Source organism: Piscibacillus salipiscarius JCM 13188, from assembly GCF_001311865.1.
Lineage (GTDB): Bacteria > Bacillota > Bacilli > Bacillales > Alkalibacillaceae > Piscibacillus > Piscibacillus salipiscarius.
This window is the reverse complement of sequence record NZ_BBCD01000001.1, coordinates 226734-243107: the sequence shown is the minus strand read 5'-3', so window position 1 is coordinate 243107 and position 16374 is coordinate 226734. Positions and strand designations below refer to the sequence as shown.

General features: G+C 35.8%; 10 protein-coding genes, 8 pseudogenes and 1 other annotated feature. All 18 genes and pseudogenes read left to right on the top strand.

Annotation, left to right across the window (positions count from 1 at the left end):
* Positions 1-32 precede the first annotated feature (32 nt).
* The 18 genes and pseudogenes from murB to JCM13188_RS01300 all read left to right on the top strand — a co-directional run bounded on the left by murB (position 33) and on the right by JCM13188_RS01300 (position 16348).
* A pseudogene (murB, locus tag JCM13188_RS01380) lies at positions 33-929 on the top strand (UDP-N-acetylmuramate dehydrogenase).
* Positions 930-1113: 184 nt separating this feature from the next.
* On the top strand, positions 1114-1806 hold the full coding sequence (locus tag JCM13188_RS01375; protein ID WP_279401214.1) for a cell division protein FtsQ/DivIB: 693 nt from the start codon (positions 1114-1116) through the stop codon (positions 1804-1806).
* A 104-nt stretch (positions 1807-1910) separates the two neighbouring features.
* Positions 1911-3219 (top strand): annotated as a pseudogene (ftsA, locus tag JCM13188_RS01370) (cell division protein FtsA).
* Between the two features lie 61 nt (positions 3220-3280).
* A complete protein-coding gene (gene ftsZ, locus JCM13188_RS01365; protein WP_439646598.1) occupies positions 3281-4300 on the top strand; it encodes a cell division protein FtsZ in 1020 nt (339 codons plus the stop codon).
* A gap of 759 nt (positions 4301-5059) precedes the next feature.
* Positions 5060-5974 carry a sigma-E processing peptidase SpoIIGA gene (spoIIGA, locus tag JCM13188_RS01360; RefSeq protein WP_054751596.1) on the top strand — a complete coding sequence of 305 codons (915 nt, stop codon included), beginning with the start codon at positions 5060-5062 and terminating at the stop codon, positions 5972-5974.
* Positions 5974-6692, top strand: a pseudogene (sigE, locus tag JCM13188_RS01355) (RNA polymerase sporulation sigma factor SigE). Before spoIIGA ends, sigE begins: the two are co-directional and overlap by 1 nt.
* A gap of 229 nt (positions 6693-6921) precedes the next feature.
* Entirely contained in the window at positions 6922-7704 is a 783-nt protein-coding gene (gene sigG, locus JCM13188_RS01350; protein WP_054751594.1) for an RNA polymerase sporulation sigma factor SigG, read from the top strand.
* Between the two features lie 69 nt (positions 7705-7773).
* Positions 7774-8032: pseudogene (locus JCM13188_RS01345) on the top strand (YlmC/YmxH family sporulation protein).
* A 57-nt stretch (positions 8033-8089) separates the two neighbouring features.
* Positions 8090-8881, top strand: a complete 792-nt coding sequence (gene pgeF, locus JCM13188_RS01340) for a peptidoglycan editing factor PgeF (RefSeq protein WP_054751592.1) — start codon at positions 8090-8092, stop codon at positions 8879-8881.
* Between the two features lie 29 nt (positions 8882-8910).
* Positions 8911-9588 (top strand): YggS family pyridoxal phosphate-dependent enzyme, encoded by a 678-nt coding sequence (locus JCM13188_RS01335; protein WP_054751589.1) that lies wholly within the window; start codon positions 8911-8913, stop codon positions 9586-9588.
* Between the two features lie 33 nt (positions 9589-9621).
* Positions 9622-10029 (top strand): cell division protein SepF, encoded by a 408-nt coding sequence (locus JCM13188_RS01330; protein ID WP_054751587.1) that lies wholly within the window; start codon positions 9622-9624, stop codon positions 10027-10029.
* Between the two features lie 10 nt (positions 10030-10039).
* Positions 10040-10307: pseudogene (locus JCM13188_RS01325) on the top strand (YggT family protein).
* A 21-nt stretch (positions 10308-10328) separates the two neighbouring features.
* Positions 10329-10753 (top strand): annotated as a pseudogene (locus JCM13188_RS20165) (YlmH/Sll1252 family protein); the annotation flags it as partial.
* Between the two features lie 3 nt (positions 10754-10756).
* Positions 10757-11101 carry a S4 domain-containing protein gene (locus JCM13188_RS20160; RefSeq protein WP_369404761.1) on the top strand — a complete coding sequence of 115 codons (345 nt, stop codon included), beginning with the start codon at positions 10757-10759 and terminating at the stop codon, positions 11099-11101.
* A gap of 81 nt (positions 11102-11182) precedes the next feature.
* On the top strand, positions 11183-11698 hold the full coding sequence (locus JCM13188_RS01315; RefSeq protein WP_054751584.1) for a DivIVA domain-containing protein: 516 nt from the start codon (positions 11183-11185) through the stop codon (positions 11696-11698).
* Between the two features lie 65 nt (positions 11699-11763).
* Positions 11764-11977 (top strand) — a binding site (T-box leader).
* A 94-nt stretch (positions 11978-12071) separates the two neighbouring features.
* Positions 12072-14815 (top strand): annotated as a pseudogene (gene ileS / locus JCM13188_RS01310) (isoleucine--tRNA ligase).
* A 155-nt stretch (positions 14816-14970) separates the two neighbouring features.
* On the top strand, positions 14971-15444 hold the full coding sequence (lspA, locus tag JCM13188_RS01305) for a signal peptidase II (protein ID WP_054751582.1): 474 nt from the start codon (positions 14971-14973) through the stop codon (positions 15442-15444).
* Positions 15437-16348 (top strand): annotated as a pseudogene (locus JCM13188_RS01300) (RluA family pseudouridine synthase). The gene lspA and the pseudogene JCM13188_RS01300 overlap by 8 nt, the downstream one beginning before the upstream one ends.
* The last annotated feature ends 26 nt before the right edge of the window (positions 16349-16374 follow it).

Sequence of the window (16374 nt, the reverse complement as noted above, 5' to 3'; positions counted from 1 at the left end):
TAAGTAGAAGATATTTAAAGGATGGTCGTGCTATGCAACATATTGTAGATAAATTAAATGAAAAAGAAGTAGGGAAAGTTTCTTTAGATGAACCTTTAAAAAACATACAACCATTAAGATTGGCGGACCGGCAGATTTGTTCATCCAGCCCAAATCTATTGATGGTTTAAAAGACGCTTTAAAAATACTTAAAGAGAATAATATTCCAATTAGTGTCATTGGACGTGGGTCTAATCTATTGATCCCAGATGAAGGTATTCGCGGTGCAGTTATTCAATTTGGTAAGGGATTAGATCATCTAGAAGTAGACGGAGACCAAATAAAAGTAGGTGGAGGCTACCCACTCGTTAGACTTGCCGCAATTATTAGTCGTGATGAATTAAGCGGCTTTGAATTTGCTGGCGGAATTCCTGGTAGTGTCGGCGGTGCTGTGTATATGAACGCAGGAGCTCATGGTTCAGATATTTCAAAGGTTCTTGTTAAAGCTCATATTTTATTTGAAGATGGCACGACAGAATGGCTATCAAATGAAGAAATGAAATTTAATTATCGAAAATCTGTACTTCAAGATGAGCGTAAAGGCTTCTGTATAGAAGCTATTTTTCAGCTTGAGAAAGGCCATAAAGAGGATATATTAGCCGAATTAAAAAAACATAAGGATTACAGAAGAGAAACTCAGCCATGGGATTACCCTTGCGCAGGTAGTATTTTTAGAAACCCTTTACCAAACCATGCAGGGAAGCTAGTCGAAGATTTAGGACTTAAAGGCTTTCAAATTGGAGGCGCAAAAATTTCAGAGATGCATGGTAATTATTGTTAATGAAGATGACGCTTCTTACAAGGATGTGATGGAGCTCATTCAGCATATTAAAACACAAGTTAAGGAAAATTATGACATTGATATGGTGACAGAAGTCGAAATTCTTTAAATTAAGCAAAATTACCTTATATTAATATCGCTATATTATGCTATAATGTAGTAATAGAATCTATTTTATTAAGGGGAAGCTTTTTGAATGGCAGAAAAAAGTCGTTTCGATCGAAGAACGGATTCCTCAATTAAAACAACTAAGAAAACGCAAAGCAAATCGGCGGTTCTTTACTTATTTAACGTTGATTCTGCTTTTAATCCTAGTTATTGTTTATTTACAATCACCTCTTAGTCACATTAAAACTATTGACGTTCAAGAAAATCGAGTGATTTCAGATGAAGAAATCATTAGCATAAGTGGCTTGTCTATGGATCAATCGTTCTGGTCAATTGACCAGAGTCAGATTGTTCATGATATTGAATCACACCAAGAAATTAGTGACGTCAAAGTGGAGCGTAATTGGTATAATCAAGTCACAATCATCATCAATGAATTTGAAAGAGTAGGATATGTTAAATCTAATAATCTATTTAAACCAATTTTAGAGAACGGAAAAGTCTTAAAAGACACAGAATTAAAAATTCCTAAAGGAGACGCTCCTGTTCTCCACGGCTTTTCCGAGGATGATCGGTTAAGCCGTTTAACAAAGCAATTAGCGGAATTAGATTCTGCAGTTGTTCAATTAATCTCTGAAATCTACTCAGACCCTTCAGATACAAATGAGGATCGTATTAGATTATATACAACAGATGGATTTGAAGTAGTTGCTTCAATTCATAACTTTGAAGAAAAAATGAACCTTTATCCATCTATTTCTTCACAAGTTTCACCAGAGTTAGAAGGGGTATTGTACATAGATGTAGGAGCTTATTTTGAACCTTACGAATCAAGTGATGAAGTTGAGTTAGACACTTCTGAACGTGAACAAGAGTAAACTTGTAATTTTTTGAAGAATCTAGAAGGTATTACGCAAAAAGTATGGAATTAAAACAATTAAGGAATTGAACTTGTTATGAGCCTTAGTCGGAGGTGCGAATGTTGAATCGTAGTGAAATTTTAGTCAGTCTAGATATCGGTACTTCCAAAGTCAAAGTAATTATCGGAGAAGTTTCTAAAGATACGATGAATGTTATTGGAGTTGGAATCGCTGAATCTAAAGGAATGAAAAAAGGTGCCATTGTAGATATTGATCAAACCGTTCATTCTATACAAAATGCAGTAGATCAAGCAGAACGTATGGTGGATATGGAAATCCAGCGAGTGATTGTTAGTATTAATGGAAGTCATATTGATTTACAAGAGTGTCATGGAGTCGTGGCAGTCTCTAGTGAAACACGTGAAATTTCTGATGAAGACATTGAACGTGTTATAGAAGCATCACAAGTTATGTCCATTCCACCTGAGAGGGAAATAGTGGATGTTTATCCGAAACAATTTATTGTAGATGGACAAGATGAAATTACTGACCCAAGAGGAATGATTGGAGTTCGACTTGAAATGCAAGGGACTTTAATCACTTGTGGCAGAACCAATTTACATAATATATTAAAGTGTGTTGAAAGAGCAGGCCTAGAAGTTCAGGATATTTGCTTGCAACCTTTAGCTTCTGGTGAAGTTGCTCTATCTAAAGATGAGAAGAGTTTGGGTGTAGGATTAGTTAACATTGGAGCGGGAAGCACGACAGTTTCTGTATTCTCTGATGGTAATTTAGCCCAAACTTCTGTCATGCCATTAGGTGGGGATAACATCACTAAAGATTTATCTATTGGGTTAAAAACAACAACAGAAGAAGCAGAAATTATTAAAACAAGAATATGGTCATGCTTATTTAAAAGATGCTCTAGAAGACAACACATTTAATGTGACAACAATTGGTAGCAATGAACAACAAACTTTTAGTCAAGTACAAATCACAGAAATTATAGAAGCAAGACTAGGTGAAATATTTCATTTTATAACTCAAGAATTTAGAAGAATGGGTTATCGTGATCTTCCAGGTGGTTATGTGCTTACAGGTGGCGTCATGAGCTTGCCAGGTGCTGACCTACTTGCTAAGGATATTTTCCAAACAAACGTCAGAATTTCAGTGCCAAGTCATATCGGTGTACGTGAACCACACTTCACTGTTGGTTTAGGTACCTTGCAATTTGCCTATCGTAATGCGAAAATACAAGGTAAAGATTATGTTTCAGGAGTTAAAATAGAAGGAAATGAATCATCTAAACCTTCTAAGCCAAAAGTTGAAAAAATTGAAAAGAATGACCCTGAAAAAGTGAGAAGTAAAAACAAAACTAAGGAAAACAAAGATAGTCTCGTGAAAAAACTACAAAACTACTTTTTTGATTAAAATGAGTGATTCCTTCATAAGTCACTGATCTGTAATTTTGAAACAATAGGAGGAACAAAAGATGTTGGATTTCGAATCAAATGTTGACCAATTAGCAAAAATAAAAGTAATCGGTTGCGGTGGTGGCGGAAGCAACGCTGTCAACCGTATGATTGAACATGGTGTTCAAGGTGTTGAATTTATCGCTGTAAACACTGATGCTCAAGCTCTTAATCTATCAAAAGCTGATACGAAGCTTCAAATTGGTGAAAAGTTAACTAGAGGCTTGGGTGCCGGAGCTAATCCTGAAGTGGGTAAAAAAGCAGCTGAAGAAAGTAAAGAATTAATTGAAGAAGCATTAGCGGGTGCAGACATGGTATTCGTAACTGCTGGTATGGGTGGTGGAACAGGAACAGGAGCTGCCCCAGTTATAGCTCAAATTTCTAAGGAATTAGGTGCATTAACAGTTGGAGTCGTTACTCGTCCATTCCTATTTGAAGGTCGTAAACGTTCTACACAGGCGACTACAGGTGTTGATTCACTTAAAGCAAGCGTTGATACATTAATTGTCATTCCAAATGATCGTCTACTTGAAATTGTTGATAAAAACACGCCAATGTTAGAAGCATTCCGCGAGGCGGATAATGTATTACGTCAGGGTGTACAAGGTATTTCTGACTTAATCGCAGTACCAGGTCTAATTAACGTAGACTTTGCAGACGTCAAAACAATCATGGAAGATAAAGGTTCCGCATTAATGGGTATCGGTATTGCCACTGGTGAGAACCGCGCAACCGAAGCAGCGAAAAAGGCAATTTCTTCTCCACTACTAGAAACATCAATCGATGGAGCTCATGGCGTTCTTATGAACATTTCTGGTGGAGCTAACTTAAGCTTATTTGAAGTACAAGAAGCTGCAGAAATTGTGACCTCAGCTGCGGACCAAGAAGTCAATGTTATTTTTGGTTCTGTAATTAATGAGAATCTTAAAGATGAGATTGTTGTAACGGTTATTGCAACTGGTTTTGATGAAACGAAAAAAGAAGACCATAATCAAGGTCCAGTTTATCAACAAAACCTGTTCAGAGCAATTCTTCATTAGGTGGGCAGTCGCAACAACAACAAGCTCCAAGACAGGAGCCAACTAGTCGCAGACCATCTTTTGAAGAGGATACGTTAGATATTCCAACATTCTTAAGAAACAGAAATAGAGATCGATAAGTTTTCTCTCCTTCTTAATTCTAAGAATAGAAAAACTTTAATAATTAAGAGGTTATCCAAAAGTCTCTAAAATAATCAGAGACACCAAACGTGATTTTCAACTATCACGTTGGTGTCTCTCTTTTTTTGGCTTGGGTATCTACTGGGATACTGTCAATTACTATATATTTCATGGGACTGTAAATTAAGTCAATTATTACACTCTTGCAGGTAACGTACACGAGACTCCCAGCGGGAAAAGCGAGGCTAGCGAGATCCATAGAACGGAACAAAGTTGAGTTCGAAGGGGCTCGGAACCACCCGCGGAAAGCGAAATGTATTCAGGTGTGTTGTTCTAAGGTCAATCAATTTGAAGGTAACGATCTTAAAAGAGTCAGGCGTGAAAAGAAGAATTAGGAGTAAAATTCGTCTAATTAGCAGATTAATGATCTTTATTTTCAGTTGATATTATACAGCGGTTTAGTTTCTTGAAATATCTTTATTTAGTTAACAAATTTATTAGACAAAAGCTTTCAAAATTAGATGATAAAAGAGCCGAAAAATTGACATGATTTTCGGCTCTCTTTTTATACTTTTAATAAATAGATTATTGAATGGATTAAATCAAAATTAATATGACTAATTTAACTAGGAGAAGCCTATGCAAATCTACCTGGATTTAATTTGGATACTCAATCTCATATTTGATTGGTTAGTCTTGCTCGTAGTTGCATGGGCTGTCAGGCAACCATTTTCACAATTACGAATCTTTCTTGCTAGCTTATATGCTTCATTAATAGTACCCTTGTCGTTTGTCCAGGGATTGGACTGGCTTAATTGGCCATTAGTTAAATTGGTTTATTCAGTTGGCATTATACTGATAGCGTTTCCTTTTGATTCGATTCGACGCTTTGTCATTTATATGTTTAGTTTTTACTTTATTAATTTTTCAATAGGGGGTGGCTTATTTGCATTACATTACTTCTTGCAATCACAACAAGTTGATTTGCCCTGGTTAAGTCATGTAGCTTACGGCAATATGGTGAGTTGGGTATTTGTTTTAATTTTCTTTCCAATCTTTGTATATTTCACCAAAGATCGATTACAGAAATTATCCGTTATTAAATTGCAACATGAACAGATTTACGATGTCGCGGTACATATAGATGAGCATCGTAATTACTATTTAAAAGGTTTTTATGATACAGGTAATCAATTAACGCACCCACTTACGAATAAACCCATCATGCTGATTGATGAACTAACGGCACAAAACTGGTTTGGTAAACAAAAGGTAGATGAATTGAAAACAAAACCATTCGATCAGCCTGATTTTGAAACACCATTTGAATATATACCACTCAAAAAGCAGGAGGGGATATGGGGTATATTCCTGTTTTTCAAGTGCAAAAAAATTTCCATAAGAGTTCGAGAATTTATCCATTCTTCAAGAAGAGTGTATGTAGGCATTCACTTCGGAGAGTTTTCTAACAGCATGTCATATAATTGTTTACTTCATCCACTGCTATTTCAGTCGAAAAATACTAAGGTTCAACATGTGAAAGGAGTAATCTAATGAAGCGTTTATGGTATCGTATTAAATTTTTCTTCTTAACAATTATCCTAAAACTTAAAGGAAAACCTGATGAAATCTATTATATCGGAGGCAGTGAAGCTCTACCTCCACCTTTATCAAAAGAAGATGAAAAAGAAATGCTTGACCGTGTGGCTAACGGGGATGATACGGCGAAGTCTAAACTGATTGAACATAACTTAAGGTTAGTCGTTTACATTGCCAAGAAATTTGAAAATACGGGCATTCATATTGAAGATTTGATTAGTATTGGTTCTATAGGATTAATAAAAGCTGTTAATACTTTTAACCCTGAGAAAAACATTAAATTAGCAACTTACGCTTCGAGATGTATTGAGAATGAAATTCTGATGTATTTACGAAGAAATAATAAACGAAAGACAGAAATTTCATTTGATGAACCTTTAAATGTGGATTGGGATGGCAATGAGCTTTTATTATCAGATGTTCTGGGTACTGATGAAAATATCATTACGAAGGATTTGGACTTATCTGTTGATAAAAATTTATTAAAATCAGCTTTATCGAAGTTGAACGGTAGAGAGAAACAAATCATGGAGATGCGTTTTGGATTAAGTGGCCATCAAGAACAAACACAAAAAGACGTAGCTGAACAGCTGGGCATATCTCAGTCTTATATTTCCCGCTTGGAGAAAAAGATTATTCGTCGATTGAAAAAGAGTTTAATAAGATGGTTTAATTTTCTTTCCCGTTGTCTTGAACAAAGGTTCAAGATCCAGACGGGATTTTTTGTTTATAAAAAATTATTTGATTTAGACTAATCAATATAGATTGTGACTGGATTTGCCGTATTTTGTCTAAATTGTATAAACCACATATAAAATTATGAAAATAATACATGCCGCATAAAAACTTTCGTTATGGAGACACTTTAAACTGAACATTATCTCCATACGGGAGGGGCATACATGTCAAGACATAAAGTGGAAATATGCGGTGTAGATACATCGAAGTTACCAGTCTTAACGAATGAAGAAATGCGAGAATTATTTAGAAGAATGCAGTCAGGAGAAATGGAAGCTAGAGAAGAATTAGTAAATGGGAACTTAAGATTAGTACTTAGCGTCATTAAACGATTTAACCACAGAGGAGAAAATGTTGATGACCTGTTCCAAGTTGGTTGCATTGGACTAATGAAATCCATTGATAACTTTGACCTTGGACAAAATGTTAAATTTTCAACCTATGCAGTTCCGATGATCATTGGAGAAATCAGAAGATATTTAAGAGATAATAACCCAATTCGAGTGTCAAGGTCATTAAGAGATATAGCTTATAAAGCTTTACAGGTGAAAGAACAGTTAATGAGTAAAACTTCTACAGAGCCAACGACTCAAGAAATTGCACGGGAAATGGACGTGCCTCAGGAAGATGTAGTATTTGCATTAGATGCCATTCAGGATCCGGTATCGTTATTTGAACCGATTTATAACGATGGGAGTGATCCAATTTTCGTACTGGATCAGCTTAGGGATGATAAACAAAAAGACTCTTCTTGGCTTAATGATTTAGCAATTCGTGAAGGCATAAAAGGGTTAAATGACAGAGAGAAGCTGATCATTAATCAAAGGTTTTTTGAAGGGAAAACTCAAATGGAAGTAGCTGAGGAAATCGGTATTTCTCAAGCACAAGTGTCTAGGTTAGAGAAATCAGCCATTAAAGAAATGAATAAAAATGTATTAGAAAATTAGATTTTTACGTAGTCCCGAGATTTTCGGGGCTATTTTTATGTAGACTCATATATGTATGACAAAGGGGTGATGTTCGTGTTATTAACTGAGCTTCAAACAAAGGATATTATTAATGTCGAAAATGGCCAAAAAAATTGGTTATATCAATGATTTAGAAATAGATGTGACGGTAGGTGTCGTCTTAGCACTTGTTGTAACAACTCGTAGTAAGATGTTCGGGCTCTTTGGTCAAGATGAAGAATTGTTAATTCGTTGGTCCAATATTGATACCATTGGAGAAGATGTTATATTAGTTCGTTTACCCCAAGCGAATAGACAAATTGAATGAAGAAAAATGTTGTAATCTATGATAAAATGGGGGTATTACAAGGAGCGGAGTTTAATAATGGAAATATTACAATTAGTTGATGATGTTTTAAAAGTGACACCTTGGAATCAATCAAAAGTACAAGCTGGTTTTTCAACACGAAAAGGTGGCGTGAGTGAATCACCATATCAATCAATGAATTTAGGAATTCATGTAAATGATTCAGAAACAGCAGTTTTAAAGAATCGTGAAATTTTCAGTCAGAAAGCTAATACTGATTTAAGTAGTTGGAAAGCTGTCAACCAAGTACATAGTAATAATATCATGGATTTATCAAAAGAATCTGGGGGACATCAATACAACCATCATCATCCTGAGGTTGATGCGGATGGTATGATAACGAACCAAGTGGGTCAGGTTTTAACTGCTTTTTATGCTGACTGTGTTCCGTTATTATTTAAGTCAAAAGATGACCATTGGATCGGTATTGCTCATGCTGGATGGAAAGGGACTGTCAGCGAAATTGGACCTAAAATGGTTCACTTATTTAATGAAAAAGGAATTGATTCCAAGAATCTCGAGGTCGTTATCGGACCATGTATATCCAAGAACAACTACGAAGTGGATCAGCGTGTTGCCGATCATGTTCCGGAAAAATTTCACTCGGAAGTACTAATGCCAACCAGAGAAGGACATTATTTATTAGACTTAAAACGACTAAATACTTTATTTTTAGTCGACAATGGGGTTAATGAATCCTCAGTTTATATTACTAACTATTGTACATTTAATGATGAAGAATGGTTATTCTCTCATAGAAGAGATCAAGGCAAAACAGGACGAATGATGGCTTATCTTTATAAACAATAAACTACAAGATGTACAAGAGGGGATGGCATATGTCAATTCAATCTAATTTTGAACATATTAAAAATCGAATTTCACAAGCTTGTCGGCGAGTCAATAGAGAAGAAGACGTACAAGTTATTGCAGTTACCAAATATGTAACTGTAGAAACAGCTAAGGAAGCTGTTGATGCAGGGGTAACTGAACTGGGTGAGAATCGAGTAGAGGGTTTTAACGAAAAACACGAGGCAATTGGAGATGCTGTGAATTGGCATTTTATCGGCACGTTACAATCTAGAAAGGTTAAGAATATTATTCAGGATGTTGATTATATTCATTCTTTAGACCGCAGCTCTTTAGCAAAAGAAATTAATAAGAGAAGCGACCGAACTGTGCCATGTTTTGTACAAGTTAATACAAGTGGTGAAGATTCAAAACACGGTTTAAATCCTGAGAACGTAGAATCATTTGTAGAACAATTAAAAGAGTATGAAAATATTAAAGTGGTAGGACTCATGACCATGGCTCCTTTAACAGAAGATGAGCAGCTCATTAGAAATTGTTTTAGAAAATTGAGAGCACTACGAGAACATGTGCAGGCTTTAAATTTAGATTATGCACCATGTACATATTTATCAATGGGAATGAGTAATGATTATGAGATTGCGGCTGAAGAAGGTGCAACTCATATTAGAATAGGTTCAAGTTTAGTAGGCAACGAGACAACATAGGGGGGCTAGCCATGGGATTTAAAGAGAAAATAAATCTTTTTTGAATTTGACGAGTATGAAGAAGTAGATGAACCTGTTCGCAGGCAATCAGAGCAGATGGACACTGAACAAACCGAAACGAAATCTAAAGATAACGTTGTAAGTCTAACATCAATCCAGCAGGATGCTAAGATGGTTCTGTGTGAGCCTCAAGATTACGATGAAACTCAGGAGTTAGCAGATTATCTCAAAAAGCGTCAATCTATTGTTGTGAACCTGCAACGCTTAGATTCGCAAACTGGACGAAGAGTCGTTGATTTCCTAAGTGGTACTGTTTATGCACTAAACGGTAATATTCAAAGGTTAGGTCAACAGACGTTTCTTTGCACACCTGAACACGTCAATATATCAGGAACCATAAGTCAATTGTTTGAAGAAGATGAACAATTTAATAGAAAGTAGGTAAATAGTTATGTTAACGTTAGCTAATATCATTATATTAGGACTAGAAATTTATTCCTTTGCATTAATTGCTTATATTTTAATGTCTTGGTTTCCAGGTGCTAGAGAATCTTCAATTGGTCAGTTTTTAGCCAAAAATTTGTGAACCGTTTTTAGAGCCATTTAGAAAAATCATTCCACCATTAGGTATGATTGATATTTCACCAATTGTTGCGATAATCGTATTGCAGTTAGCCAAGGAAGGCGCAAGAGTCTTATTCTATAGCTTATTATTCTAAGCGTTATAGGAAGGAATAGTTATGGATTTATACCAGCATTTTAGAGCAGAAGAACAAGCATTTATCGATCAAGCATTAGACTGGAAAGAGCAAGTTGAACGTCAGTACAAAATCGTCGTGACAGACTTTTTAGACCCGAGAGAGCAAACTATTTTTGAATCAATCATTGGTAAAAATGATGAACTTAAACTTTCATTTTTCGGTGGATATGATCAGGCAGAGCGTAAGCGAGCAATACTTGCACCTTTTTACGAAGATATAAATGATCGATTATATCAATTAACGGTGTTACAAGGATCTTATCATCAAAAATTTGTCACGCTAAGTCACCGGGACGTATTAGGAACATTGATGTCTTTGGGGATTCAACGAAAAAGGTTGGAGATTTAATTGTTGATGATGGTACATTTCAAATAATTTTAGATAAGGAAATAGCCGTATTTGTTCAAATGCAGTTAACGAAAATAAAAAACACAAGTATTAATCTGTCTGAGATATCATTTGATGAAATTTTGCAGCCTGAACATGAGTGGGAAGAGAAAGATACAACTGTTTCATCTACTAGGCTCGATGTTGTTTTAAAAGAAATTTATCAAATGAGCCGGCAAAAAGCTCAAGATTTTATAAAGAAAGAAGCAGTTAAGGTCAATTATCGCATTGTTAATGATTCTTCATTTAATGTAGAACCTGGTGATCTTATTTCGTTAAAGAAAAAAGGAAGAAGTAAGGTAATTGATATATTAGGGGAAACAAAGAAACAAAAATATATCATGCGAGTTGCGAAATTAAAATAAAAAAATGAAGGATTTATACAGTTATTGTCGAATATTAACAGTAATCTAGCGACGTATGAGTACAATAAAGGGGGCAAAATAATGGGACTAACGCCATTAGATATTCATAATAAAGAATTTACTAGAGGTTTTCGCGGTTATGATGAAGATGAGGTAAATGAATTTCTCGATCAAGTTATTAAAGACTTTGAGAAAGTAATTCGTGATAAGAAGTCTCTAGAAGATAGAGTGGCAGAATTAGAAGATAAAAACAGTCACTTTAATAACATTGAAGAAACGTTAAATCGTTCGATTTTAGTTGCTCAAGAAACAGCAGATGAAGTAAAGAACAACGCGAATAAAGAAGCAAAGTTAATTATTAAGGAAGCAGAGAAAAACGCAGATCGAATTGTAAACGAAGCGTTAGCAAAATCTAGAACGGTAGCAATGGAAATCGAAGAGCTAAAAAAGCAAGCTAAAGTATTCCGTACGAGATTAAAAATGCTAGTTGAAGCGCAATTAGATATAATAGATAATGATGACTGGGAAGATCTATTCCAAGTCGAAACTAATGAAGAAGATGATCATCACATTGGTGAATATTCTACTTCTGAATAATTTTTCTTGACGAAATTCGCATTTTTCCATATAATTTCATATCGTATAAGCATATATTAATTAATTCTAAAACGAAGATGGGAATAGTAATTAAGAGTTCATCGTTTAAGCGAGCTAGGGATGGTGCGAGCCTAGTAACGACCTTTTAATGAAAATCATCCCGGAGTCCCTTTTTGAATGAAGTAGAAAAGGGCGGTTCATTCACGTTACGAATGTCGAGTGGAATAGTTTAAATAACTATTCAATGAGGGTGGTACCGCGAGCTTTTTCGTCCCTATTTTGGGATAAAAAGCTCTTTTTATTTTTAAAGATTTTTGTGAAGAATTGTAAAAGGACGTCTTTAATAACGTTAATAAGTTTGAGGAGGATTTGTATGAGTTATAAGGATACACTGTTAATGCCAAAAACAGAATTCCCAATGCGCGGCAATTTACCAAAACGCGAGCCCGAAATGCAAGAGCGATGGGATCAAGAAAATATTTATCAAAAGGTACAAGAACGAACAAAAGGTCGCCCGTTGTTCGTTTTACACGATGGCCCTCCGTATGCGAACGGTGATCTACACATGGGGCATGCACTTAACAAAATTTTAAAAGATTTTATTGTGCGTTATAAATCTATGTCTGGCTATCATGCACCATATGTTCCGGGGTGGGACACTCATGGTTTACCAATTGAAGTAGCGCTTACAAAGAAAAAGAAAATTAAAACGTAAAGAGATGAGCGTTGCTGAATTTAGGAAGCTATGTGAAGAATATGCTCTTGATCAAATTGACCGTCAACGTGAACAATTTAAGCAACTAGGTGTTCGTGGTGATTGGGATCATCCATATATCACATTAAAACCAGAGTTTGAAGCCCAACAAATACGAGTATTTGGTGAGATGGCTAAACGAGGTTATATTTATAAAGGGAAAAAACCTGTTTACTGGTCACCGTCATCGGAATCAGCTCTAGCAGAAGCGGAAATTGAATATCAGGATAAGCGTTCACCTTCAATCTATGTTGCTTTTGATGTAACAGAAGGTAAAGGCGTTTTAGACGGAGATGAGAAGATCGTTATCTGGACAACAACTCCTTGGACCATTCCAGCTAACTTAGCTATTGCTGTACATCCTGATTTAGAGTATGCAGTTGTCGAAGTAGATAATGCTAAATACGTCATTGCTCATGATTTATTAGAAGAAGTAACCCAAAAACTAGAATGGGAAAACCCATCAGTAGTTAAAACATTAAAAGGTTCTGACTTAGAAAAAGTGGTTACTAGACACCCATTCTATGATCGTGATTCTCTAGTTATTTTAGGGGAACACGTAACAACCGAGTCAGGTACTGGATGTGTACACACGGCACCAGGACACGGTGAAGATGACTTTTGGATTGGTAAACAGTACGGTTTAGATGTTTTATGTCCAGTAGATGAAAAAGGTGTATTTACAGAAGAAGCTCCTGGTTTTAAGGGGCAGTTCTATGATAAAGCTAATAAGGAAATCACTCAGAAGTTAGAAGAAGTAGGTGCATTATTAAAACTTGAATTCATGACGCACTCTTACCCACATGATTGGCGTACGAAGAAGCCAACTATTTTCCGTGCAACGTCTCAGTGGTTTGCATCTGTTAAAGATTTCAGAGAGCAGCTTCTTCAAGCTGTTAAAGATGTAAATTGGCACCCTCACTGGGGTGAAATTCGTATGCATAACATGGTTAAAGACCGTGAAGATTGGTGTATTTCTCGTCAACGTGTATGGGGGGGTTCCAATACCAGTATTTTATGGTGAAAATGGAGAGCCAATTATTACTGAAGAAACCATTGACCATGTAAGCAGTTTATTTAATGAACACGGTTCAAAATGTTTGGTTTGAACGTGAGGCTAAAGATTTATTACCTGAAGGGTTTACACACCCATCAAGTCCAATGGTGAGTTCACGAAAGAAACAGATATTATGGATGTTTGGTTCGATTCAGGTTCTACCCATCAAGGGGTATTAGTTGAGCGTGACGATTTAGACCGTCCTGCAGACCTTTATTTAGAAGGTTCTGACCAATATCGTGGTTGGTTTAACTCATCTATAACAACGTCTGTTGCTGTGACAGGTAAAGCTCCTTATAAAGGAATTTTAAGCCACGGCTTTACGCTAGATGGCGAAGGCCGTAAGATGAGTAAATCACTTGGTAACGTCATGGTTCCATCTAAGATCATGAAACAGCTTGGTGCTGACATTCTTCGTTTATGGGTAGCCAGTACTGACTATTCCGGAGACGTACGAGTATCAGATAACATTTTAAAACAAGTTGCTGAAGTTTATCGTAAGATTCGTAATACGTTCCGTTTCTTACTTGGAAACTTACATGATTTTGAACCTGCGAAAGACAAAGTAGATGAAGCAAACCTAGAAGAAGTGGATCGCTACATGCTCATTCGTCTGCAGGAAACGATTCGTAAAGTTCGTAAAGCTTATGATGAGTATGAATATTCAACGATCTATCATACGATTAACAATTTCTGTACAGTAGATTTAAGTTCATTCTATCTAGACTTTGCGAAAGATATTTTATATATCGAAAATGCAGATAATCATCGTCGTCGCAGCATCCAAACAGTGTACTATGAAATGATCGTCTCATTAACTAAGTTAATGTCACCAATCTTATCTCACACAACTGAAGAGGCTTATCAGTACATTCCTGGGGTTGAAGAAGATAGTGTTCAACTAACAGATATGCCTGAACCTCGCGCAGTTGAACAAGAAGCAACTATTAAAGAAAAATGGGAACAATTCATGGAAGTACGTGAGGATGTTCTAAAAGCATTAGAAGAAGCACGTGCGGATAAAATTATCGGTAAATCATTAGAAGCTAAAGTAACGATTGTGCCAAAAGACGAGTCAACCATGGATTTGTTAGAGTCAATGCAATATTTACATCAGTATCTAATCGTTTCCGAAGTCAAACTAGCTCAAAGTAACGATTTAGCAAAATCTTATGATCGTGTGTCAGTTGCAGTTGAAAAACACGACGGAGAAAAATGTCAACGCTGCTGGGTGTCATCCCACACAGTTGGAAAAGATGTCCAACACCCAGATTTATGTGAACGCTGTGCAGGCATTGTAGGTTAAATTATAAGTTTAAAAGAAGGGTCTTAATAGTCATGAACTTGACTGTTAAGGCCCTTTTAATTAATTTTATAGGAACCTTGATGATTAATAATCAATCGTTAATTTTTCATTTTGTGGTAAAATGCAATAGGATAGCAATTTATGGAGGTAGCAACGTGAGATACTATGTCATTACACTACTAATTGTTTTATTTGATCAAGCAACAAAGTGGATGGTTGCATTAAACATGAATCTATATGATTCTTACGAAGTTATACCAGGTTTTTTCTGGATTACGTCACACCGAAATACCGGAGCGGCTTGGGGAATCTTAGAAGGACAAATGTGGTTATTTTATATTGTCACTGTCATTGTGATAGGTATTCTTATTTATTACATGCAACTATATAAAAACAGCTACCCATGGTTAATGATTGGATTTGCCTTTATATTAGGTGGTGCGATTGGTAACTTTATTGATCGTATTTTTCTTCAAGAAGTGATTGATTTTATTGATTTAAATATTTTTGGATATGATTTTCCAATCTTTAATTTAGCTGACTCAGCACTAACTGTAGGGGTTATTTTAGTGATTATCATGATGTTAATTGATGAAATGAAGAATAAAGGGAAGAAAGTAGATGAGTAAACAGAAGGTTATTGTAAATGAGACATACCAAAATAAGCGAATTGATAAGGTGTTAACTGATTTAAACAAGGGTGCATCAAGGAGTCAAATTCAATCCTGGATTAAAGATGGCTACGTTTTAGTTAACGGTGAGAAAGTTAAAAGCAATTACAAATGCCAATTAAATGACGAAATTGTATGGGAAGAGCCTGAAGTTCAAGAACTAGAAATTGAACCAGAAAATATCCCGCTTGATATTCATTATGAAGATGAACATCTTTTAGTCGTTAATAAAGCGAAAGGAATGGTTGTTCATCCGTCTCATGGTCACCGTACAGGAACTTTAGTTCATGCTCTTCTATATCATTGTCAAGATCTTTCGGGAATTAATGGTGTTTATAGACCGGGAATCGTGCATCGAATCGATAAGGATACAAGTGGTTTACTAGTCGTGGCCAAGCATGATCGAGCTCATGAGATTTTATCGTCACAGTTACAAGATAAAAAAGTAAAACGCTCCTATGAGGCCATCGTGCATGGTGTTATTGAACATGACAAAGCAACGATTGATGCACCTATCGGAAGAGATCCTGATGATCGTCAGAAAATGGCAGTTGTTGAAAGTGGAAAACCAGCTGTTACACATTTTTCAGTTGCCCGTCGTTTTGAAAACTTTTCACATGTTTATTGTGATTTAGAAACAGGCCGTACACATCAAATTAGAGTTCATTTCCAATATATCGATCATCCGTTAGTCGGTGACCCTAAATACGGAAGACGTAAAAACGTTAGACGTTCAAGGTCAGGCTTTACATGCAAGAAAGTTATCATTTACACATCCTATAACAGAGGAAGAATTAAGCTTCACCTGTGAAGCTCCAGATATTTTCAAGAAACGTTAGAAAAAGTTGCGAAAATGTATTGACTTTAAATCAGAATCGGTTAAAATAA